General features: G+C 56.6%; 21 protein-coding genes. 11 read left to right on the forward strand and 10 right to left on the reverse strand.

The window, feature by feature from the left end:
• Window positions 1-8 precede the first annotated feature (8 nt).
• Window positions 9-869 (forward strand): ketose 1,6-bisphosphate aldolase, encoded by an 861-nt coding sequence (locus IM265_RS14085; protein ID WP_028015195.1) that lies wholly within the window; start codon window positions 9-11, stop codon window positions 867-869.
• On the forward strand, window positions 866-1,873 hold the full coding sequence (locus IM265_RS14090; protein ID WP_193032048.1) for a carbohydrate kinase family protein: 1,008 nt from the start codon (window positions 866-868) through the stop codon (window positions 1,871-1,873). The genes IM265_RS14085 and IM265_RS14090 overlap by 4 nt, the downstream gene beginning before the upstream one ends.
• Here the strand turns inward: IM265_RS14090 and IM265_RS14095 are convergent.
• Window positions 1,870-2,601 carry a response regulator gene (locus IM265_RS14095; RefSeq protein WP_048960190.1) on the reverse strand — a complete coding sequence of 244 codons (732 nt, stop codon included), beginning with the start codon at window positions 2,599-2,601 and terminating at the stop codon, window positions 1,870-1,872. The genes IM265_RS14090 and IM265_RS14095 overlap by 4 nt on opposite strands.
• A gap of 257 nt (window positions 2,602-2,858) precedes the next feature.
• On the opposite strand from IM265_RS14095, the gene fdhF reads away from it, so the two are divergent.
• The 3 genes from fdhF (at window position 2,859) to IM265_RS14110 (ending at window position 6,275) form a co-directional block, all read left to right on the forward strand.
• The gene (fdhF, locus tag IM265_RS14100) at window positions 2,859-5,006 is read left to right on the forward strand and encodes a formate dehydrogenase subunit alpha (protein WP_080350978.1); all 2,148 of its coding nucleotides are present in this window, start codon (window positions 2,859-2,861) and stop codon (window positions 5,004-5,006) included.
• 320 nt (window positions 5,007-5,326) lie between these two features.
• Complete coding sequence (locus IM265_RS14105) at window positions 5,327-5,479, forward strand: Hok/Gef family protein (protein ID WP_028015189.1); 153 nt, start codon at window positions 5,327-5,329, stop codon at window positions 5,477-5,479.
• A 121-nt stretch (window positions 5,480-5,600) separates the two neighbouring features.
• Window positions 5,601-6,275 (forward strand): tetratricopeptide repeat protein, encoded by a 675-nt coding sequence (locus tag IM265_RS14110; RefSeq protein WP_045261055.1) that lies wholly within the window; start codon window positions 5,601-5,603, stop codon window positions 6,273-6,275.
• 80 nt (window positions 6,276-6,355) lie between these two features.
• Here IM265_RS14110 and gltP read toward each other — a convergent pair whose 3' ends face one another.
• Window positions 6,356-7,669 carry a glutamate/aspartate:proton symporter GltP gene (gltP, locus tag IM265_RS14115; RefSeq protein WP_028015187.1) on the reverse strand — a complete coding sequence of 438 codons (1,314 nt, stop codon included), beginning with the start codon at window positions 7,667-7,669 and terminating at the stop codon, window positions 6,356-6,358.
• Between the two features lie 423 nt (window positions 7,670-8,092).
• Between gltP and acs the strand changes: the two genes are divergently transcribed.
• The 3 genes from acs (at window position 8,093) to actP (ending at window position 12,146) form a co-directional block, all read left to right on the forward strand.
• The gene (acs, locus tag IM265_RS14120) at window positions 8,093-10,051 is read left to right on the forward strand and encodes an acetate--CoA ligase (RefSeq protein WP_193031994.1); all 1,959 of its coding nucleotides are present in this window, start codon (window positions 8,093-8,095) and stop codon (window positions 10,049-10,051) included.
• 134 nt (window positions 10,052-10,185) lie between these two features.
• On the forward strand, window positions 10,186-10,500 hold the full coding sequence (locus tag IM265_RS14125) for a DUF485 domain-containing protein (protein WP_028015185.1): 315 nt from the start codon (window positions 10,186-10,188) through the stop codon (window positions 10,498-10,500).
• Window positions 10,497-12,146, forward strand: coding sequence for a cation/acetate symporter ActP (actP, locus tag IM265_RS14130; protein ID WP_045261053.1), 1,650 nt, complete (start codon window positions 10,497-10,499; stop codon window positions 12,144-12,146). The genes IM265_RS14125 and actP overlap by 4 nt, the downstream gene beginning before the upstream one ends.
• Window positions 12,147-12,178: 32 nt before the next feature.
• Here actP and IM265_RS14135 read toward each other — a convergent pair whose 3' ends face one another.
• Window positions 12,179-12,868 carry an LrgB family protein gene (locus IM265_RS14135; protein WP_193031996.1) on the reverse strand — a complete coding sequence of 230 codons (690 nt, stop codon included), beginning with the start codon at window positions 12,866-12,868 and terminating at the stop codon, window positions 12,179-12,181.
• Window positions 12,861-13,271, reverse strand: a complete 411-nt coding sequence (locus IM265_RS14140) for a CidA/LrgA family protein (RefSeq protein ID WP_155026727.1) — start codon at window positions 13,269-13,271, stop codon at window positions 12,861-12,863. Before IM265_RS14140 ends, IM265_RS14135 begins: the two co-directional genes overlap by 8 nt.
• 102 nt (window positions 13,272-13,373) lie before the next feature.
• Between IM265_RS14140 and IM265_RS14145 the strand changes: the two genes are divergently transcribed.
• Complete coding sequence (locus IM265_RS14145) at window positions 13,374-14,261, forward strand: LysR family transcriptional regulator (RefSeq protein ID WP_041911529.1); 888 nt, start codon at window positions 13,374-13,376, stop codon at window positions 14,259-14,261.
• A gap of 81 nt (window positions 14,262-14,342) precedes the next feature.
• Here IM265_RS14145 and IM265_RS14150 read toward each other — a convergent pair whose 3' ends face one another.
• The 4 genes from IM265_RS14150 to soxR all read right to left on the reverse strand — a co-directional run bounded on the left by IM265_RS14150 (window position 14,343) and on the right by soxR (window position 19,207).
• Window positions 14,343-15,989 carry a Na+/H+ antiporter gene (locus IM265_RS14150; protein WP_028015180.1) on the reverse strand — a complete coding sequence of 549 codons (1,647 nt, stop codon included), beginning with the start codon at window positions 15,987-15,989 and terminating at the stop codon, window positions 14,343-14,345.
• Window positions 15,990-16,142: 153 nt separating this feature from the next.
• Entirely contained in the window at window positions 16,143-17,492 is a 1,350-nt protein-coding gene (ghxP, locus tag IM265_RS14155) for a guanine/hypoxanthine transporter GhxP (RefSeq protein ID WP_193031998.1), read from the reverse strand.
• 297 nt (window positions 17,493-17,789) lie between these two features.
• Window positions 17,790-18,461 (reverse strand): glutathione S-transferase family protein, encoded by a 672-nt coding sequence (locus IM265_RS14160; protein WP_193032001.1) that lies wholly within the window; start codon window positions 18,459-18,461, stop codon window positions 17,790-17,792.
• A 287-nt stretch (window positions 18,462-18,748) separates the two neighbouring features.
• The gene (gene soxR, locus IM265_RS14165; RefSeq protein WP_023331806.1) at window positions 18,749-19,207 is read right to left on the reverse strand and encodes a redox-sensitive transcriptional activator SoxR; all 459 of its coding nucleotides are present in this window, start codon (window positions 19,205-19,207) and stop codon (window positions 18,749-18,751) included.
• 98 nt (window positions 19,208-19,305) lie between these two features.
• Between soxR and soxS the strand changes: the two genes are divergently transcribed.
• Window positions 19,306-19,632, forward strand: a complete 327-nt coding sequence (soxS, locus tag IM265_RS14170; protein WP_008503387.1) for a superoxide response transcriptional regulator SoxS — start codon at window positions 19,306-19,308, stop codon at window positions 19,630-19,632.
• 6 nt (window positions 19,633-19,638) lie between these two features.
• Here soxS and IM265_RS14175 read toward each other — a convergent pair whose 3' ends face one another.
• Window positions 19,639-21,204 carry an EAL domain-containing protein gene (locus IM265_RS14175; protein ID WP_028015177.1) on the reverse strand — a complete coding sequence of 522 codons (1,566 nt, stop codon included), beginning with the start codon at window positions 21,202-21,204 and terminating at the stop codon, window positions 19,639-19,641.
• Between the two features lie 656 nt (window positions 21,205-21,860).
• Here IM265_RS14175 and IM265_RS14180 point away from each other — a divergent pair.
• Complete coding sequence (locus IM265_RS14180; protein ID WP_028015176.1) at window positions 21,861-22,142, forward strand: YjcB family protein; 282 nt, start codon at window positions 21,861-21,863, stop codon at window positions 22,140-22,142.
• A 60-nt stretch (window positions 22,143-22,202) separates the two neighbouring features.
• Here IM265_RS14180 and ssb1 read toward each other — a convergent pair whose 3' ends face one another.
• A complete protein-coding gene (ssb1, locus tag IM265_RS14185) occupies window positions 22,203-22,733 on the reverse strand; it encodes a single-stranded DNA-binding protein SSB1 (RefSeq protein ID WP_006810470.1) in 531 nt (176 codons plus the stop codon).
• Window positions 22,734-22,783 lie beyond the last annotated feature (50 nt).

Below are 22,783 nucleotides of genomic sequence, written 5' to 3' on the forward strand. Positions count from 1 at the left end.
AGTGAATGATGCCACTGATTTCTCTTGCCGACGGTCTTGAGCACGCCAGGAAACACCGCTACGCGCTGGGCGCGTTCAACGTGCTCGACTCCCATTTCCTGCGCGCGCTGTTTGCCGCCGCAAAGCAGGAACGCTCGCCGTTTATCATCAACATCGCCGAAGTGCACTTTAAGTATGTTTCCCTGGATTCGCTGGTCGAAGCGGTCAAGTTCGAAGCCGCCCGTCATGATATTCCCGTAGTGCTGAATCTCGACCACGGCCTGCATTTCGAGGCCGTCGTGCGCGCCCTGCGCCTGGGGTTTAGCTCGGTGATGTTCGACGGCTCGACGCTGAGCTACGAGGAGAACATTCGCCAGACCCGGGAAGTGGTGAAGATGTGCCACGCGGTGGGCGTCTCGGTGGAGGCGGAGCTGGGCGCGGTCGGCGGGGATGAAGGCGGCGCGCTGTACGGACATGCGGATGAAGCGTTCTTTACCGACCCGCAGCTGGCGCGGGAGTTTGTCGATAAGACCGGCATCGACGCGCTGGCGGTCGCCATCGGCAACGCGCACGGCAAATACAAAGGCGAGCCGAAGCTCGATTTCCCGCGCCTGGACGCCATTCGTCAGCAGACGGGGCTGCCGCTGGTGCTGCACGGCGGCTCCGGGATTAGCGATGCAGACTTCCGCCGCGCCATCGAGCTGGGCATTCATAAAATCAACTTCTACACCGGCATGTCGCAGGCCGCGCTCGCCGCCGTTGAGCAGCGCATGGCGAACCGCCAGCCGCTGTACGATGAGTTTGCCGAACTGCTGCTGGGGATAGAAGAGGCGATAACCGATACGGTCGCCGAGCAGATGCGCATCTTCGGCAGCGCGGGGCAGGCATAATGGAACGCAAAGGCATCATCGCCGCAGGCAATATGCTGGTGGATCACGTTCACCAGATCGTGCAGTGGCCGGAGCGCGGCTGGCTGGCGGAAATCACCCACAGCGAGCGCTCAACCGGCGGCGCGCCGCTCAACGTCCTGCTGACGCTGGCGAAAATGCACGTTGGCCTGCCGCTGCAGGCGGTGGGGCTGATCGGGGAAGACGGCGACGGGGACTACATTCTGGCGATGCTCGACCAGTACCACGTCAACCGCCAGCGCGTGCAGCGCACCACCTTCGCCCCAACCTCCATGTCGCAGGTGATGACCGATCCCAGCGGGCAGCGCACCTTTTTCCACTCGCCGGGGGCCAACCGTCTGCTGGATCTTCCCGCCTTCGATCGTCTCGATGGATCGATGAAGATCTTCCATCTCGGCTACCTGCTGCTGCTCGACAGCCTGGATATGCCGGATGACGAGTTTGGCACCCGCAGCGCGCGGCTGCTGGCGCAGATGCGCGAGCAGGGGTATGAAACCTCCCTTGACCTGGTGTCCCGCAAGGGCGACCCGCGCTACCAGCCGCTGGTGCTCCCTGCCCTGCGCCATCTGGATTATCTGGTGATTAATGAACTCGAGGCCGGTGAATTTAGCGGGCTGGAGATGCGCGACGGCAACGATGCCCTGAACATCGTCCATATCGCCGATGCCGCGGCGCAGCTGCTGGCGGCAGGCGTTCGTCAGCGGGTGGTAATCCACTGCCCGGAAGGGGCATGGGGTGAAACACCGGGAGAAGCAGGCCGATGGGTTCCGTCCTGGAAGCTGGAGCAGAACGAGATTATCGGCAGCGTCGGCGCGGGCGATGCCTTTTGCGCGGGCTTTTTATACGGCTGCCATGAATCGCTGCCGCTGACAGAAAGTATTTATCTGGCGCACGCCTGCGCGCGGGCAAGCCTGCTGGCGGCCAATGCGATTGACGGCGCGAAAACGCTGGCCGAGCTGCAGCTGTTTATTAAAGAGAATACTTAGGCCGCTTTCTCGCTATGAGACACATCGGCGGCAAAAACGTAGCCCAGACCGCGCATGGTTTTGATGAGCTTAGGCTGATGCGGGTTGACCTCGATTTTTCGCCGCAGGCGCATGATCAACACGTCAATCGTGCGGTCGAATACCTCGGTACTTTCGCTGTGGGTGAGCTCAAGCAGCTGCTCGCGGCTCAGTACCCGGCGGGCATTTTGCGTGAGCGCCAGCAGCAGGCCATATTCACCCTGAGTCAGTGGCACGGCGTTACGCTGCGGATCAATCAGTTCACAGCGGGCGGTGTCCAGCGTCCAGTCGTTGAAGGTTATCCCCGCCGCACGTGGCATCGGCGCTTCGGCTGCCAGCGCTCCGGTACGACGCAGCACGGCCTTAACGCGGGCCACCACCACGCGTGGATTAAACGGTTTGCCAATATAATCGTCAGCCCCCATCTCCAGCCCCACTACCACGTCTGATTCACTGCCCAGCCCGGTTAACATGATCACCGGTAGCGCCGGGCGCTGCTTTTGCAGCTGCAGCAAAACCTGCAGGCCGTTGATGTCCGGCAGCATCATATCCAGCAGAACAAGGGCGATAGCCGGCTCCTGTTGAACCTGCCGCAGCGCATCCTGGCCGTTGTGGCAGACAAGCACGCTAAAGACGTGCTCGCTCAGCACATCCTGCAGCAGTTCACACACTGCCATATCGTCATCAACCACCAGAATCGCCGGTTTCATCATATGCTTCCGTCAGGGGATTATGTTAAGTCTGAACCATTCTGCCGTCGGCTCCAGTGAAATGAATTTTTCCGTGACGGAAATTCAACCCATGTCACATCCGCCGCTCATTCGACACGTCAATTTTGACGATTGTCTGCTTTTCGTCAGGGATTTCGTCGGGAATGCACCGTAAAGCCTGTGAGTAACCCCACTAAAAACATGGCATAGAAGCTGCATTAGTCGGTGCGAAAGATTTGATTAACTGGAGCAGACTGATGAAAAAAGTCGTCACGGTTTGCCCTTATTGTGCCTCAGGTTGCAAGATCCACCTGGTGGTCGATAACGGCAAAATCGTCCGGGCGGAGGCCGCGCAGGGGAAAACCAACCAGGGCACGCTGTGCCTGAAGGGGTATTACGGCTGGGATTTTATTAACGATACACAAATCCTCACCCCGCGCCTGAAAAACCCTATGATCCGCCGCGAGCGCGGCGGCAAGCTGGAAGCCGTCTCCTGGAACGAGGCGCTGGATTACGTCGCCACGCGCCTGAGTGCCATTAAGGCCAAGTATGGCCCGGATGCCATTCAGACCACCGGCTCCTCACGCGGGACCGGGAATGAAACCAACTACGTGATGCAAAAATTCGCGCGCGCCGTTATTGGTACCAATAACGTCGACTGCTGCGCTCGCGTCTGACACGGCCCATCGGTTGCAGGTCTGCACCAGTCGGTCGGTAACGGCGCAATGAGTAATGCTATCAACGAGATAGATAACACCGATCTGGTGTTTATCTTCGGTTATAACCCAGCGGATTCTCACCCTATCGTCGCGAACCACGTGATTCGCGCTAAACAGAACGGGGCGAAAATCATCGTCTGCGATCCGCGCAAAATCGAAACCGCGCGCATTGCGGATATGCACATTGCGCTGAAAAACGGCTCGAATATCGCGCTGTTGAATGCGATGGGGCACGTCATTATTGAGGAGAACCTGTACGACCAGGCGTTTGTCGCCACGCGTACGGAAGGGTTTGAAGAGTACCGGAAAATTGTCGAAGGCTACACGCCGGAGTCGGTAGAGGCGATAACCGGCGTCAGCGCGCAGGAGATCCGCCAGGCGGCACGGATGTATGCCGGAGCGAAAACCGCCGCCATCCTGTGGGGCATGGGCGTGACCCAGTTCTACCAGGGCGTGGAAACCGTGCGCTCCCTGACCAGCCTCGCGATGCTGACCGGGAATCTGGGCAAAGCGCACGTCGGCGTTAACCCGGTTCGCGGCCAGAATAACGTCCAGGGTGCCTGCGACATGGGCGCGCTGCCGGACACGTATCCGGGCTATCAGTACGTGAAGTACCCGGAAAACCGCGAGAAGTTCGCGAAGGCCTGGGGCGTGGAGAGCCTGCCGGCACACACCGGCTATCGCATCAGCGAGCTGCCGCACCGCGCGGCGCACGGTGAAGTGCGGGCGGCCTACATCATGGGTGAAGATCCGCTCCAGACCGACGCCGAGCTGTCTGCGGTGCGCAAAGGCTTTGAGGATCTGGAGCTGGTGATTGTCCAGGATATCTTCATGACCAAAACCGCGGCGGCGGCGGATGTGATTCTCCCGTCGACCTCCTGGGGCGAGCATGAAGGCGTCTATACGGCGGCGGACCGCGGCTTCCAGCGCTTCTTTAAGGCGGTCGAGCCGAAGTGGGATTTGAAAACGGACTGGCAGATCATCAGCGAAATCGCCACCCGCATGGGCTACCCGATGCACTACAACAACACCCAGGAGATCTGGGACGAGCTGCGGCATCTGTGCCCGGACTTTTATGGGGCAACCTATGAAAAAATGGGTGAGCTGGGCTACATCCAGTGGCCGTGCCGGGACGAGTCGGAGGCCGACCAGGGGACGTCGTATCTCTTTAAAGAGAAATTTGACACCCCGAACGGGCTGGCGCAGTTCTTCACCTGCGACTGGGTTGCGCCGATCGATAAACTCACCGACGAATACCCGATGGTGCTCTCTACCGTGCGTGAAGTAGGCCACTACTCCTGCCGTTCGATGACCGGCAACTGCGCCGCGCTGGCGGCGCTGGCGGACGAACCGGGCTACGCGCAGATCAACACCGCCGATGCGGAGCGCCTCGGCATTGAGGATGAAGCGCTGGTGTGGGTGAATTCGCGCAAAGGCCGCATCATTACCCGCGCGCAGGTCAGCGACCGTCCAAACAAAGGGGCGGTCTATATGACCTACCAGTGGTGGATTGGTGCCTGTAACGAGCTGGTGACGGAGAACCTCAGCCCGATAACCAAAACGCCGGAGTACAAATACTGCGCCGTCAACGTGGAGCCGATTGCGGATCAGCACGCGGCGGAACAGTATGTGATCGACGAATATAACAAGCTGAAAGCACGGCTGCGTGAAAGCGCAATGGGTTGAAGCCGTTAATTAATCGTTGAATAAAGGGAGTGAGTTATTCACTCCCTTTTTATTTCCGCTTAAAACATTAAAAATATAAATTATTATTCTGGAAAGCGGCTCGCAAAATAATGTAATTCGCGCAGAACAGAATTACATCTTTGCATTTTAATTCAGAAGGATAAGATGTGCGGCGGGTGCTTAAGACTTTCTGTCTTGAGCATTGTTGAGGGACAGAAAGTGGAAAGCCCCGGGAAATTTTCATTCGCCCGAGGCTACCCCTCAACTACCAACAGGTTGAGAGTAGCCTCTTATTCTTTTTTTGACAAGGAGTAAAAGGCATGACGCCATTAAAAACTGCGTTAGGCATCGTCTTTATTATCTGCCTGACGATAGTGATATTTACCTTTATTACTCGCGGTAGACTGTGCGAGTTTTCAATAAAGAGTGAACATCAGGAGGTGGCGGCGAAATTAGCCTGCGTGGCAGGCTAACCTCTACGGGCGAAACCACGGTTTCGCCCGGCTTGTGGGATGCTGAGGTCTTAATGCACCCATTTTTTTCTTTTGCTACCGCGATTATACTGCGCGGCGTGTACCCAGATGATAAGAATCCATGAAAGCCATTTTTCTGTTGTTGTTATTTTTTACGTCGTTCGCCCGCGCGGATGAGATAGGCAGCCAGTATCAGAAGCAGGCGGAAGCCGGCGATGCCCGCGCCCAGTATTATCTCGCCGATACCTACTTCAGCTCCGGTGACAGAAAGCAGGCAGCGCTGTGGGCCGAGAAAGCCGCAAAAGGCGGTGATGTCGACGCCATGGGTTTACTCTCGCAGATCCTCTTTACGCAGGGGGATTACGCTCAGGCTAAAGCGCTGGCGCAGCAGGCCACCATCGCCGGCAGCAAGCGCGGCACGATTATGCTGGCGCGTATTATGGTGAACACGCAGGCGGGTAAAACCGACTATCCTCAGGCCATCAAGCTCCTGCAAACGGCGGCCGAAGATATCGACAACGACTCGGCGGTCGATGCGCAGCTGCTGCTGGGGCTGATTTATGCCAACGGCGTAGAGGTGCCGCAGGATGACGTACAGGCGGCGTCATGGTTTAAGCGCAGCTCGTCCCTGTCACGTACGGGCTATGCGGAATACTGGGCAGGAATGCTGTTCCAGCAGGGTGAGAAAGGCTTTATCACGCCGAATAAGCAGAAAGCGCTCTACTGGCTAAACCTGAGCTGTACCGAAGGGTTTGATACGGGGTGTGAGGAGTTTGATGCGTTGAGCGGAGAATAACGTGCCGGGTGGCGGCTTCGCCTTACCCGGCCTACAAAACCCGTAGGCCCGGTAAGCGCAGCGCCACCGGGCTTAGGATGTTACTGGTCAGCCGTCTTATCAAAACGACCCAGCACTTCGCGTTCATACGCCAGCGCTTTTTTACGGTCGAATTTGTGTTCCCACTTGGCGATAACCAGCACCGCCAGCGCGTTACCCACGACGTTCAGCGCCGTACGCGCCATATCGAGGATACGGTCCACACCGGCGATAAACGCCAGGCCTTCCAGCGGAATACCCACGCTGCCCAGCGTCGCCAGCAGCACCACGAAGGAGACGCCCGGCACGCCTGCGATGCCCTTTGAGGTCACCATCAGCGTCAGAACCAGTACGATCTCCTGCCACAGCGACAGGTCAATGCCGTACAGCTGCGCGATAAAGATCGCCGCAATACTCTGGTACAGCGTCGAGCCATCCAGGTTAAAGGAGTAGCCGGTCGGCACCACGAAGCTCGTTATCGACGCTGGCGCACCGTACGCCTCCATCTTCTCAATGATGCGCGGCAGCACGCTCTCAGAGCTTGCGGTGGAGTACGCCAGAATCAGTTCATCCTTCAGGATGCGGATCAGAATCCAGATACTCAGCCCGCACAGGCGCGCCACAATCCCCAGCACCACCAGTGCGAAGAACAGAATGGCGAAGTGCACCAGGATCACCAGCTTCGCCAGCGGCCACAGGGAGGCAAAACCAAAGTTCGCCACGGTCACGGCGATAAGCGCGAACACACCAACCGGCGCGTAGCGCATCACCATGTGGGTCACTTTGAACATGGTTTCGGAGATTGAGCGGAACACGGTGACCAGCGGCTCACGGTGCGTTGCCGGCAGGGAGGAGAGCCCCAGACCAAACAGCACCGAGAAGAAGATGATCGGCAGCATCTCGCCTTTCGCCATGGAAGCAATGATGTTGGTCGGCACCAGCGACAGGATAGTCCCCATCAGACCATGGGAATGGCTCTGCACGTCAGCGGTGGTGCTTTGGTATTTCGAAATATCCACCGTCGCCAGCTGCGACATATCGATCCCGGAGCCTGGCTGGAATACGTTCGCCAGCGTTATGCCGAGGATAATCGCAACCGTGGTGATCACTTCGAAATAGAGAATAGTTTTCGCGCCAATGCGACCTAATTGCTTCGCATCGCCGACGCCCGCGATACCGACCACCAGCGTCGAGATCACAATGGGCACCACAATCATCTTAATCAGATGAATAAAAATATCGCCTGCCGGAGAGAGCAGGTTCGCAATCAGCCACTCGCGGCTGTCGCTATGATAATGAAGATAACTGCCCAGCAAGATGCCCAGCACAAGGGCCAGCAGGATCTGCCAGGCCAGGCTGACTTTCAAATTTTTCATAGAAACTGACTTCCTCAATGAAATCTCCGCACCAGCAAAACTGCATGAATATGGAGACATACTGAAAGGGTATGAATTGTGTTGCGTTGGTTTATGGGATTTTTTAACGCGGCGTATGAGTATCATTTGCACGACCTGTTGCGCAAGCCTTAAAGAACGACGCATTTCACTATCAAAAGCGGTTATGACGCGAGTTTGTCATAATTCTGATAAATAACCTTTTGTTATAAAAACGCTTTTTTATAAAGAATTGTGAATAATCGGCATCGTGAATTATTTCCCTTCAAAGTTTCATTCGCTCAATTTTCAACCTGTTCAAACAATGCGTGATCTGTCGCCCAAATACTAAACAAAGCTTGTAAAGCCCCTACTATTAACGTTTTTGCGACATATTATTAACATCTTACAAGGAGAAAAAAAGCCATGAGCCAAATACACAAACACGACATTCCCGCAAACATTGCGGACCGTTGCCTGATCACCCCGGAGCAGTACCACGAGAAATATCAGCAATCTGTTACCAACCCGGACGCCTTCTGGGGCGAGCAGGGTCACATCCTTGACTGGATCAAACCTTATCAGAAGGTGAAGAATACTTCTTTCGCGCCAGGCAACGTCTCCATTAAATGGTATGAAGACGGCACGCTGAACCTGGCGGCGAACTGCCTGGACCGCCATCTTGCCGAACGCGGCAACGAAACGGCCATTATCTGGGAAGGCGACGATGCCTCTCAGAGCAAACATATCTCTTATAAAGAGCTGTACCGCGACGTCTGCCGCTTCGCTAACGTGCTGCTGGACCAGGGGATTAAAAAAGGCGACGTGGTGGCGATCTACATGCCGATGGTGCCGGAAGCGGCAGTAGCTATGCTCGCCTGCGCGCGTATTGGCGCGATCCACTCCGTCATCTTCGGCGGCTTCTCCCCTGAAGCGGTTGCCGGGCGCATCGTTGACTCGAACTCGAAGCTGGTGATCACCGCCGACGAGGGCGTACGCGCCGGGCGCGGTATTCCGCTGAAGAAAAACGTCGATGAAGCGCTGAAAAACCCGAACGTCAAAACGGTCAGCAACGTCATTGTCCTCAAGCGTACCGGCGGCAAGATCGACTGGCATGAGGGGCGTGACCTGTGGTGGAGCGACCTGATTGAAAAAGCGAGCGACCAGCATCAGCCGGAAGAGATGAACGCGGAAGATCCGCTGTTTATTCTTTACACCTCCGGCTCAACCGGTAAACCGAAAGGCGTACTGCACACCACCGGCGGCTATCTGGTCTATGCGGCCACCACCTTTAAATACGTCTTCGACTACCATCCGGGCGACATCTACTGGTGTACCGCCGACGTGGGCTGGGTCACCGGACACAGCTACCTGCTGTACGGCCCGCTGGCCTGCGGCGCAACGACGCTGATGTTTGAGGGCGTACCGAACTGGCCGACCCCGGCGCGCATGTGTCAGGTGGTCGATAAGCACCAGGTCAACATTCTTTACACCGCGCCAACGGCGATCCGCGCGTTAATGGCGGAAGGCGATAAGGCCATCGAGGGCACCGACCGCTCCTCATTGCGCATCCTCGGCTCCGTGGGCGAGCCCATCAACCCGGAAGCCTGGGAGTGGTACTGGAAGAAAATCGGTAACGAGAAGTGCCCGGTGATGGACACCTGGTGGCAGACCGAAACCGGCGGCTTCATGATCACCCCAATGCCGGGTGCCACGCAGCTGAAGGCCGGCTCGGCAACCCGTCCGTTCTTCGGCGTGCAGCCTGCGCTGGTGGATAACGAAGGTAATCCGCAGGAAGGCGCTACCGAGGGTAACCTGGTGATCACAGACTCCTGGCCGGGCCAGGCGCGCACGCTGTTTGGCGATCACGAGCGCTTCGAGCAGACCTACTTCTCGACCTTCAAAAACATGTACTTCAGCGGCGACGGCGCGCGCCGGGATGAAGATGGTTATTACTGGATCACCGGACGCGTGGACGACGTGCTGAACGTTTCCGGCCACCGTCTGGGTACGGCAGAAATTGAGTCCGCGCTGGTGTCGCATCCGAAGATTGCCGAAGCGGCGGTGGTCGGCATTCCTCACAACATCAAGGGCCAGGCGATCTACGCCTACGTCACCCTGAACCACGGTGAAGAGCCGTCGCCGGAGCTGTATACCGAGGTGCGCAACTGGGTACGTAAAGAGATTGGCCCGCTTGCCACGCCGGACGTACTGCACTGGACAGACTCGCTGCCGAAAACCCGTTCCGGCAAGATTATGCGCCGTATCCTGCGCAAAATCGCGGCAGGCGATACCAGCAACCTCGGCGATACCTCAACGCTTGCCGATCCTGGCGTGGTGGACAAACTGCTCGAAGAGAAGCAGGCCATCGCAATGCCATCGTAATGTTTTCTCCCTCTCCCCGTGGGAGAGGGCCGGGGTGAGGGCATCAGACCGCACCTTCCTCCCCTCACCCTAACCCTCTCCCCATAGGGGAGAGGGGATAAAACAAACCAACCTTACCTCTGGAGATTTCTGTGATGAATAACGATATTTGTCAGCAGATAGAGAATAGTGCGCACTACAGGGAGCTCGTCGATAAGCGGCAACGGTTTGCCTTCACCCTTTCCATCATCATGCTGATTATCTACGTCGGCTTTATTCTGCTGATCGCCTTTGCGCCGCACTGGCTGGGCACCCCGTTACATGAGGGCACCAGCGTGACGCGCGGTATCCCCATTGGCATTGGCGTGATCGTGATTTCATTTGTGCTGACCGGCGTCTACGTCTGGCGCGCGAACGGTGAGTTCGATCGTCTTAATAAAGCGGTACTGCAAGAGGTAAAAGCATCATGAAGCGAGTCCTGACGGCGCTAGCCGCCACACTTCCCTTTGCCGCCCACGCGGCGGATGCCATTACCGGCGAGGTACAGCGCCAGCCAACCAACTGGCAGGCGATTATCATGTTCCTGATTTTCGTGGTGCTGACGCTGTACATTACGTACTGGGCATCGAAACGCGTGCGCTCCCGTAACGATTACTACACCGCGGGCGGCAACATTACCGGTTTCCAGAACGGCCTGGCGATTGCGGGTGACTTTATGTCCGCCGCCTCGTTCCTCGGGATCTCCGCGCTGGTGTACACCTCCGGCTATGACGGTCTGATCTACTCCCTCGGCTTCCTCGTCGGCTGGCCGATCATTCTGTTCCTGATTGCCGAACGCTTGCGCAACCTGGGACGTTACACCTTCGCTGACGTGGCATCCTATCGCCTGAAGCAGGGGCCGATTCGTACCCTCTCCGCCTGCGGCTCGCTGGTAGTGGTGGCGCTGTATCTGATCGCCCAGATGGTGGGCGCGGGCAAGCTTATCGAACTGCTGTTTGGCCTGAACTACCACGTCGCGGTGGTGCTGGTGGGCGTGCTGATGGTGATGTACGTTCTGTTCGGCGGCATGCTGGCCACCACCTGGGTGCAGATCATCAAAGCCGTACTGCTGCTGTTCGGCGCGAGCTTTATGGCCTTTATGGTGATGAAACACGTCGGCTTCAGCTTCAATAACCTGTTCACCGAAGCGATGGCTGTCCACCCGAAAGGAGAAGCGATCATGAGCCCGGGCGGGCTGGTGAAAGATCCGATCTCCGCGCTCTCTCTCGGTCTCGGCCTGATGTTTGGTACCGCTGGCCTGCCGCACATTCTGATGCGTTTCTTCACGGTGTCAGACGCGCGTGAAGCGCGTAAGAGCGTCTTCTACGCCACCGGCTTTATGGGTTACTTCTACATCCTGACCTTTATCATCGGCTTCGGCGCGATCATGCTGGTGGGCGCGAACCCGGCGTTTAAAGACGCGGCGGGCGCGCTGATTGGCGGTAACAACATGGCGGCGGTGCACCTGGCCGACGCGGTGGGCGGCAACCTGTTCCTCGGCTTTATCTCCGCCGTGGCCTTCGCCACCATCCTTGCGGTGGTCGCCGGGCTGACGCTGGCGGGCGCGTCTGCGGTATCGCACGACCTCTACGCCAACGTCTTCCGTAAAGGCGCGAGCGAGCGCGACGAGCTGAAGGTTTCCAAAATCACCGTGCTGGTGCTGGGCGTGGTCGCTATTCTGCTGGGGATCCTGTTTGAGAAGCAGAACATCGCCTTTATGGTGGGACTGGCCTTCTCGATTGCGGCAAGCTGTAACTTCCCAATCATTCTGCTCTCCATGTACTGGTCCAAACTGACCACCCGTGGGGCGATGATAGGCGGCTGGCTCGGCCTGCTGACAGCGGTAATTCTGATGATCCTCGGCCCGACCATCTGGGTGCAGATCCTCGGTCACGAAAGCGCTATCTTCCCGTACGAGTACCCGGCGCTGTTCTCCATTGCCGTGGCGTTTATCGGTATCTGGGTCTTCTCGGCTACCGACAACTCGCCGGAGGGTAACCTGGAGCGTGAGAAATTCCGCGCCCAGTTTATCCGCTCACAAACCGGCCTCGGCGTTGAGCAGGGCCGCGCGCACTAAGCCTTTCTCCCCGGTTGCTCTGGCCGGGGAGCTTAAAACATCACCCACGCCACCAGCGGCGCAATCAGCACCATCGTTACGCCCGAGAGCATCATCACCAGGCTTGCAACGACCCCTTCCTGCTGACCCAGCTCATACGAACGCGCCGTGCCTGCCCCGTGAGATGCCGCGCCAAACCCTGCTCCTTTCGCCATCCCTTCCCGAATGGACAGCCGCAGAAACAGCACATCCCCCACCGCCATGCCGAATACGCCGGTGACGACCACAAACAGCGCCACCAGATCCGGCTGCCCGCCGAGCGGTTTGGCGGCCGCCAGCGCAAACGGCGTGGTCACCGAGCGCACGGCCAGGCTGCGCTGAATTTCATCGGAGAGGGTAAACAGCCGCGCCAGCCAGACGGAGCTACAGACCGCCACCACCGTCGCGGTGACGACGCCCGCGCTGAGCGACATCCAGTGGCGTTTGATAATGGCCAGGTTGTCATACACCGGCACCGCAAAGGCGATAGTCGCCGGGCCGAGCAGCCACAGCAGCCAGTGGGATTCACCAATGTAGTTCTGCCAGGAGATATGGCCGAAGACCAGCATCAGCACCAGCAGGATCGGCGTAAAGACCAGCGGCATCAGCGGCAGCGTGCGAAAGCGGCGATACAGGCGCTTGTTGGCAAAGTAGATGGCGATCGTCACGATCAGGCACAGCACGCTTATCTGAAAGTTAGTCATGCTTTTGCCTGCTGATTTCGAACCGGTACACCTTATCCACCACCCAGGCGGTGGCACCCAGCACCATCAGCGTGCTCAGGGCAATAACCGTGAAGATGCGCCAGCCGTCGACCATCAGCAGCTGCGCATAGTTCACCACCGCCACCACGGCCGGAACGAAGAACAGCAGCATCTCCGCCAGCAGCCAGCGCGCGCCGGCGCGCACCCAGCTGAGGGGCAACGCGCGGCAGAGGATCAGCGCCAGCATCAGCACCATCCCCACCAGGTTGGCGGGTAAAGGCAGATGCAGCCAGTCGACAAGGTATTCCGCAAAAATAAACAGTCCCGCGTAGAGCAGTACCTGAACCGGGACCTGGAGTCGTTGCACAACGGCAGGCGTAACACGGCTTAACGCCACGGCCATGGGGGTTTTCCTCAGAAATGAGACGAGGCGCCAGTATAGTGAGCGTACGTCATCGACTGAAATGAATTAAAATCATCGAAGGTATAGTTTCGAGGAATAATCATGGACATAAGAACGCTGCGCTATTTTGTCGAGGTGGTTCGCCAGCAAAGTTTTACCCGCGCAGCGGAGAAGTTGTTCGTTACCCAGCCAACCATCAGCAAAATGCTGAAAAACCTCGAAGACGAGCTGAACTGTACCCTGCTGATCCGCGACGGACGCAAGCTGCTGCTGACCGATACCGGACGCGTGGTGTTCGAGCGCGGGCTGGCGATCCTGGCGGAGTTCCGCCAGCTTGAGGCCGAGCTTGCGGACATCAACCACCTGACGAAAGGTCTGCTGCGGCTCGGCATTCCGCCGATGGTTGGCATGATGATGGCCGGGCCGATAAGCCTGTTTCGCCAGCGCTACCCCGGCGTTGAGCTTAAAATATCTGAGTTTGGCGGCCTGACCGTGCAGCAGGCGGTGATCAACGGCGAGCTGGACGTGGCGATGACGGCCCTTCCCGTGGAGGAAGAGAGCGGGCTGGCAACGCTGCCGCTGTTCAGCCATCCACTGTGCGTGCTGGTGCCCCGCTCCGGCGACTGGCTGAAGATAGACTCAGTGAAGCCCGATCTGCTCGGTGAACACCCGCTGCTGATCTACAACGAAGACTTCGCCTTAAGCCGCCAGCTGATGACCCTGTTTAACCACCATAACGTGAAGCCGCGCATTGCGGTGCGCAGCGGCCAGTGGGATTTCCTCGCGGCAATGGTGCAGGCGGGCGTGGGAATTGCCATTCTGCCGCAGCCGATCTGCGAGCGGCTGGATAAAAACACGCTGCGCTGGATCCCGCTGGAGAGCGACCTGCACTGGCAGTTAGGGATGATCTGGCGTGAAGGGGTGTATCTTTCGCACAGCGCACAGGCGTGGCTGCAATGTTGTGAGGGGTTTTGGGTGCGGTCTGAATAGTGCCGGGTGGCGGCTTCGCCTTACCCGGCCTACGGTTCAAATGTAGGCCCGGTAAGCGCAGCGCCACCGGGCAACAACGCGCTACTGATTCTCTATCAGCAGCGCTTCCAGCAGGTCCAGATCGTGCAGCAGCTTTTGCAGCGTCTCGTTGCTGATCTGACGCGTCGCGCGCAGGTGATACAGCTCGGCACGCTCGGAGCGCAGCGCCGCCAGACGGAAACGACGCTCGAGGTTCTCTTCCTGCAACGAACTTTCCACGTCGTTACGTCCGTCAGCACGACGGCGCAAATTACCAATCACGCGTGAACTGACTTCCTTCAGCAGCTGGTTATCAATGTTCTCTTCGGCATCGGCAGCCAGACGCTCCTCCATCTTCTCAATGGCGACAATCGCGACTTCTGCCGTCGCCGCACGGGCTATCCGCTCCTCTTTGTGCTGTTGGGTCGAGTCACCGGCATCAATGTGCTGGAGTAAAATCGGCAGCATAATCACGCCGACAAACAGCGAGAAGAGAATCACGCCCGCCGCCAGGAACACCAGTTCGTAGCGCGCCGGGAAGACGTCGCCCGTCGGCAGCAGCAGCGGAATAGAGAGCACACCGGCGAGGGTTATCGCCCCGCGTACGCCCGCGAAGGAGGCAATCAGCAGCTCGCGCGTGGTCCAGGAGCCGAACTCCATCGGCTTTTTCGTCAGGAAGCGGACGCTGAACTTTTTCATCGTCCACAGCCAGCCGAAACGCACCAGCATTAATGCCATGTAGATCAGCACGATATCGGTAAACAGCATCCAGACTTCAACGTTTGGATCCGCCTCCGCCGCGATCAGCGAGGATTCCATAATGCCCGGCAGCTGCAGGCCCAGCAGCAGGAAGACCATGCCGTTAAAGACAAACTCCAGCATCGCCCAGGTGCTGTTGGCGCGCAGGCGCATCGCCAGCGGCGCGCGGCGCATCACGCCGGAGCGGGTGATGGTCATCCCCGCCGCTACCGCCGCCAGAATGCCCGAGACGCCGATATGTTCAGCGATAAGGTAAGAGGCAAACGGCAGCAGGAACAGCAGAACGATTTGCGTCGCCGGTTCATCGCCGCCCCAGCGGCTGAGGAAGCGCAGCGAACGACCATACAGCCAGCTCACCACGAAACCCGCGAGAATACCGCCAATCGCCACCTTGAAGAATTCCAGGGTCGCGCCACCAATGGTAAAGACCATGGTGCCCATGGCTACCGCCACGGCAAACTTCAGGGCCACCAGGCCGGAAGCGTCGTTCATTAACGCCTCGCCCTGCAAAATGCCCATTATTTTCTTCGGAATGCGCCCTTCACCCACAATGCCGGAAAGGGCCACGGCGTCGGTCGGCGACAGCACGGCGGCCAGCGCAAAGGCGGGAATTAACGGGATACCCGGTACGGCCCAGTAGATCAGGAAACCAATCCCAACCACGGTAACGACCACCAGCGCCAGCGCCAGGCCGAAGATCTCTCGCCCGTGCTCAAGAAATTCGCGCGTCGGCGTTTTCCACCCATCGGCAAACAGCAGCGGCGGGATAAACAGCACGAGGAAAAGTTCCGGATCGAACTCCACGTGCAGACCGAACGTCGGCCACGCCAGCAGCGCGCCGATGGCTATTTGCATTAAAGGCAGGGGGACCTGGAAGGGCAGTACGCGTGTGACTACCCCGGATAACGAGACCACAAGGGTCATGATGAGTATTGTGAAGAAAATTTCCATGCGTTCCCTGTTTGCTGTGTTTCTTTTTAAGCCAAACCTGAGGCGTCGTGCCTCTTATTCTATCCTCTCCAGAGTAACGCAAAAGGCAACGGGATGAGTCCTGAAAATAAAAACGGGCGGCCTGAGCCACCCGTTTTCGCATCAATGGATAATTTAGATTGCCCAGCCGCCCGCGTAGAAGGCGACCAACGCAACGGCGATCACCACGGTGCCGATGTTCAGCTTGCGCCACTCACCGGAAACCAGACGACCAATCACCAGCGACGCGAAACCGATCATGATGCCGGTCACGATGTTACAGGTCAGGACGATAAACACTGCGGTAATCAGGCCGGACATGGCATCCACGAAGTCCGCAAAATCGATTTTCGCCACGTTGCTCAGCATCAGCAGGCCGACGTACATCAGCGCTGGCGCGGTCGCATACGCAGGCACCAGGTAGGAGAGCGGAGAGAGGAACAGGATCAGCAGGAACAGCACGCCAACGGTGATGGCCGTCAGGCCGGTTTTACCGCCTGCCGCCGTACCCGCTGCAGATTCGATATACACCGCCGCAGGCGCCGCACCCACCAGACCAGAGAAGACGCTGCTCAGGGAGTCGGTGGTCAGCGCTTTGCCGCCATCAATAATCTGACCGTCTTTATCCAGCAGGTTGGCTTGACCGGCCACCGCGCGAATGGTACCGGTGGCGTCAAATACCGCGGTCATCACCAGCGCCAGCACGCTTGGCAGGATCACCGGGTTCAGCGCGCCGACGATATCCAGGCTGCCGATCAGGGAGTTGCCTTTGTCATCGCTCAGCGACGGCATGGCGAAAATACCGGAGAAGTGAACGGTCGGATCGAAAATCAGGCCGACGATGGAAATGCCAATAATGGTCAGCAAAATGCCGCCCGGCACCTTCAGTTTTTCCAGGCCGATAATCACCGCCAGACCGATGAGCGACATAATGACCGGGAAACTCGCAAAATGACCGAGCGCTACCGGCAGGCCGTCCAGCGGGTTCTTGATGACCAGACCCACGCCGTTGGCAGCGATCAGCAGCAGGAACAGGCCGATACCGATACCGGTGCCGTGCGCCACGCCCTGCGGCAGGTTGCGCAAAATCCAGCTACGGATGCCGGTGGCAGAAATAATGGTAAACAGTACACCCATCAGGAACACGGCGCCGAGGGCAACCGGTACGCTGATCTGCTGGCCCAGCACCAGACTGAACGCGGTAAAGGCGGTCAAAGAGATGGCGCAACCAATCGCCAGCGGCAGGTTCGCCCACAGGCCCATTACGATGGAGCCCACGCCGGCCACCAGGCAGGTGGCGACAAAGACAGCCGCAGGCGGGAAGCCCGCCTTGCCCAGCATGCCCGGCACCACGATGACGGAGTAAACCATCGCCAGAAACGTGGTCAGACCGGCAACGACTTCCTGGCGCACGGTGCTGCCACGAGCCGAAATTTTAAACATGGCGTCAAGTGAACCGCCGGTACGCGCAGATGGCGTAGACATAGAAAACATCCCCTGAGAGTTTTTATAGAACGTCCATAAGCGTGGTGGAGACACCGCTGCCAGCTAAAACGTCAAATCCGTGTGTTGCGTTTGCGACGAAAGGGCGTCACAAAAAAAGCAAACGTTTAGCTCCGCGCTTATAAAACGGGTGGTCAAATTAAGGCAAACGATTATCCAGCCTAATACCCGCCCTTTTCAACTGAACTTTATCGTTTTTCGCTAAAATTCACTTATGACGATGAAGAAATAAACAGAGGATGCGCAAACGTTATCGTCTATGCGCAATTTGTTTACATTTCAATCCTCGCCCGGGATCGTTAACGGGCCACCTTGTTGCAGGGCTCTTTGCCAGCCAGGACTAGTTTCCACTTTTTGCTTCCATGCCTGAATATGCGGCAGATTAGCAATGCCGCCGCGCGCCAGCAGGGCAAAGAGGGGGAAGCTCATCTGAATGTCGGCCATGCTTAACGTCTCTCCGGCAAACCAGCTGTTTTTAGCAAGATGTGAGTCAATAAAGCGCGCATGGGTCTCCAGCTGGGGGTTGAGATACGCTTTCTGTACCCCCTGCCCCAGCGCCTTGCCCAGTGTTCGGATGCCAAACGGCACGGGCGGCTTGCCCAGGCTGCTGAAGACCAGCTTCATGAGCAGCAGCGGCATCAGCGACCCTTCTGCGTAATGCAGCCAGAAGCGGTATTGCACCTTATGCGCGGGGTCTAAAGGCTTCAGCCGCGATTCGGCATCATAGGTTTCCTGCAGATACTCCAGAATGGCGCCTGACTCCGCAAGGATCAGCCCGTTATCTTCAATGACCGGCGATTTGCCCAACGGATGCACCTTTTTGAGGGACTCGGGTGCCAGCATGTTCTTTTCGCGCTGGTAGTGAACAATCTCATAAGGCAGGGCGAGCTCTTCCAGCGCCCAGATCACGCGGTGCGAGCGCGACTGGTTAAGGTGATGTACCGTGAGCATGATTTTCTCCTGTTATTCATACTTTTTAACTATAGAAAATCGAACAACACCGCGAAAAAATTTCGTCTAAAAAACGGCTAGCGCGGCTGGCGAAAAAACGGGTCTTGCATAGAATTAAAGTGTCAGCACAATCCGGAACCTCCCCAACCAGCTCGACACGAGGGGTGCTGATGTCGGGGGAAACCCTCCCGTGAACCAGCGGGATAGAGAGAAAGACAAAGACCGGGAAAAACTAAAGCGCCCTTAGTGGCGCTTTAGTTCTTTATTATGCTTTTTGCCGCAAGAACTCAATCCTCCTCCAGCAGTCGCGCCCCGGTCCCCTGCTCGCCCAACCTGTCGCCAGGGTTACGTAGCGGGCAGTCGCTACGGGACAGGCAGCCGCAGCCGATACAGCCGTCCAGCTCGTCACGCAGCGCCACCAGCGTGTGGATACGCCTGTCCAGCTCTTCACGCCACTGGGACGAAAGCTCTTTCCACTCTTTCGGGCTAAGCGTATGCCCTTCCGGCAACACGCCGAATGCCTCACCGATCGTCGCCAGGGGAATGCCGATGCGTTGAGCAATTTTGATAATCGCCACGTAGCGGAGCACGTCACGGGTATAGCGGCGCTGGTTTCCGCCGTTACGGATGCTTTTAATTAACCCTTTGCTTTCATAGAAGTGGAGCGCCGATACCGCAACGCCGCTTCGCTTTGCCACTTCGCCGGGGGTTAAAAGCGCTTTAATGCGCGGCAATCTCTTTTCCATAAAACCTCTTTACCTCAAGTTAACTTGAGGAATTATACTCCCCCGCAGAGAAAACGACGAATCAACCGAGAAAGTTGTATCTACAGAGGGGCAACCTTATGTCGCATCAGCAAATTATTCAGACACTTATTGAATGGATTGACGATCATATCGACCAACCGTTGAACATTGATGTGGTCGCAAAAAAATCGGGCTATTCGAAATGGTATTTACAGAGAATGTTCCGCACGGTCATGCACCAGACGCTGGGGGAGTACATTCGTCAGCGCAGGCTCCTGCTGGCGGCGCAGGCGTTACGCTCAACGCAGCGGCCGATTTTTGATATCGCGATGGATCTTGGCTATGTCTCGCAACAAACCTTTTCCCGCGTGTTTCGCCGCGAGTTTGACCGTACGCCGAGCGATTATCGCCACCAGTTGAATTAATGCATATCAGTGCAAAGGTTGCTGCTGCCAGGTCATAAACTCCTGGGGCGGCATCGCTTTCGCGAAGTGCCATCCCTGACAGAACTCAACGCCGCGCTTCAACAGCCAGCTCACCTGCTCAGCCGTCTCAACCCCTTCCGCAATGGTTTTAAGCCGCAGGCTTTGCGCCATCTCGATAATATGCTCGGCGATCAGGTGGCTGGTGCTGTTGGTGGTTAAAGTGTCGATAAACGATTTATCGATTTTCAGAATATCCACGTTCAACGAGTAGAGGTTGTGCAGGTTGGAATAACCGGTCCCGAAATCATCGATCGCCACTTCATAGCCCGCCTGACGGAAGGCCTGAATCACCGGCGTGGTTTTTGGCACATCGATAAAGCCGCGCTCCGTCACTTCAATTTTAATTTGCTGGGCGCGTACGGCGTAGTGCCGGGCCTTGTCAGAAATCATGGCGATCAGCCGCGAGGAGTGGAAGTCCGTGGCCGACAGGTTGATCGAAATATAGAGATGCGGATGCGCCGCCAGGAAATGGCCCAGATCGCTGAACACCTCCTCAACGACATAATCCGTAATCCGCTCGCTCATTCCCTCTTTTTCCGCAAGCGGAATAAACTCAGCCGGGCTCATTACCTGCCCATTGAAACCAGGCCAGCGCAACAGCGCCTCTGCCCCCACACACTGGTTGTTCTTGATATCAATAATCGGCTGATAGTGCACACAAAGCTGGCGCTTGTTCAGCGCCCGGTGCAGTAAGCGCCCCGGCGAATTAAGCTCACGATGGGTGCGGGACCACACCAGCAAAATAATAATGCTGCAGATCATTCCCAGCGGTAGCGTCAACGTCGCCTGGTGATAGAGCGTTTCATAAAAACGTTTATCTGACGTCGACACGATGGCGGCAATAGGCCGATTTGTCGATTTCACGACGGTATAGAAACGGTTATCTTTTTGAAATACCGATTCCTTATCCCGAATCATCGAATTTAATAAAGTCGCATTGGCTTTCTGGCTGACGGAAAAGAAGGCATTAGTTACCGTGTCGTATACCCCCCATGCAAGGGAATGATCGGTAGACATCACTTCACTGTAAGAAAGCGGATTGACCACCACGACATAATTTCCGCGCTGCATATATGTCATTTTATAGCCAGTATAAAATGGCGTATCGCGAAAATAATAGATAGCAACGTCAGGTTTACGCGTGTAATTAGCGACCGGAATGACGTAGGGTTGATCCGGTGTAAAAACGGTCGAACAAAGAAAATTCTGACCTTCAGCATAAATTAAATCGGCGACAAACAGGCGGCCACGAACAACGTTCAACATATATTGACGATGTTCCGGCGTACAACGTTCACCCTGATATTTTTCTGCCTCGCCCCTGGCCAGTTCAACTTGTTGAATTACCAGTTCTGTTTTGTCTAAAGCCAGTTCAGCAAATGTCCGTAGCTGAGCGCTCGTTTCCGACTCGGCTCGTAGCTGGGCAAACCATAGAGCAAGCATCACCGGCAGCATAACTACCATGATGATCCCTACCACTCTGAGCATTTTGCGCCGCGCGCTACGATTCATTTCCCGCCCTATATCCCTGCATGTTGTACGCCTGTAGTAATGAAGGCCGGATGCTTTGTTAAACAGGTGATTACGTTGCATGAATCATGCGAAGTTAGCAACTGACTTTTAGTATTAAAAATCTTAAATTTCGTTATGACGATAATATTTTCCCGTAAGCTAAACTGTAAGTATTCGTTCCGTTTTAATTAAGGAAAATAATTATCCATCGCGTACGGGAGGTTTGAAGAGAACACAACAGAGGATCGCTGATTAAGCAAAACTTCTGGCGGCATGAAAAAAGTACAACACCAACGTGACGTTTCATCCTATTTCTGCGGGTATATTTTGTTCGTTGTTTTATAAATAATCAGACATCACCACAATATTATCAGAAAATAATGCGCCCCCTAAAAACGGCACGACTGGCCGTCTCTCTGCCTCCAGATGCTCTTCCCCACTCACCCGACGGGATTACCTCAGCGCGTTGTGGATCCGCCTCCCCCTGTGCGAAGGCGGTCCCGAACCGCATGCTCTTTTTTTCGGGTAATAAAATCCCCTTTTTTGGCTACGCAGACACTGGCGAATAAATCAACAAATGTGATATAGTTCACACATATTGTGTAACGAGAAACACTGTTTCATTCAGTTCGTCTGTTTTGTAGAGGATGGGTTTTATGGCAACCATTACTACCAGCATGGTTCTCCTGCGCTGGCCCTTGTTGAGCGCGGTTTTGATGTTTTTAGCCAGCACGCTGAACATTCAGTTTCGTAAATCCGACTACGCGGGTCTTGCCGTCATAAGTACCCTGTTAGGGCTTGGCGCGGCCTGCTGGTTCGCAACGGGCCTGCTGGGCATTACCCTGCTGGATATGGCCGCGGTCTGGGAAAATATAAAAGTGGTGATGGTTGAGGCGATGAACCACACCCCACCAGACTGGCCGATGGTGATTACCTGATCCCTTCAGCAATAAAAAAACCCAGACGATGTCTGGGTTTTTTGTTTTAGCATCCGTTGATCAGAACGGGATATCGTCGTCGAAGTCCATTGGCGGTTCGTTAGACGGTGCCGGAGCAGACTGCTGCTGCGGACGAGACTGCGCGCCGCCGCTGAACTGGTTGCCGCCCTGCGGCTGCTGAGGCTGACCCCAACCGCCCTGCTGCTGGTTCTGACCGCCACCTGCCGGTGCGCCACCGCCCTGACGGCCACCCAGCATTTGCATGGTGCCGCCCACGTTCACCACCACTTCCGTGGTGTATTTTTCCTGACCGGATTGGTCGGTCCATTTGCGGGTACGCAGCTGGCCTTCGATATAGACCTGAGAACCTTTACGCAGATACTCACCGGCTACTTCGGCCAGTTTGCCAAACAGCACAACGCGGTGCCATTCGGTCTGCTCTTTCATTTCACCGGTCGCTTTATCACGCCAGGATTCGGAAGTAGCCAGCGTAATGTTGGCAACTGCGCCACCACTCGGCATGTAGCGTACTTCCGGGTCCTGGCCCAGATTACCGACGAGAATCACCTTGTTTACGCCTCTGCTGGCCATGTTCGTGTCTCCTGAATACGTTTCTTAATAGTGTAAACGCGCGAGTGTAC

This window comes from Enterobacter cloacae complex sp. P17RS (assembly GCF_014895885.1).
Lineage (GTDB): Bacteria > Pseudomonadota > Gammaproteobacteria > Enterobacterales > Enterobacteriaceae > Enterobacter > Enterobacter bugandensis.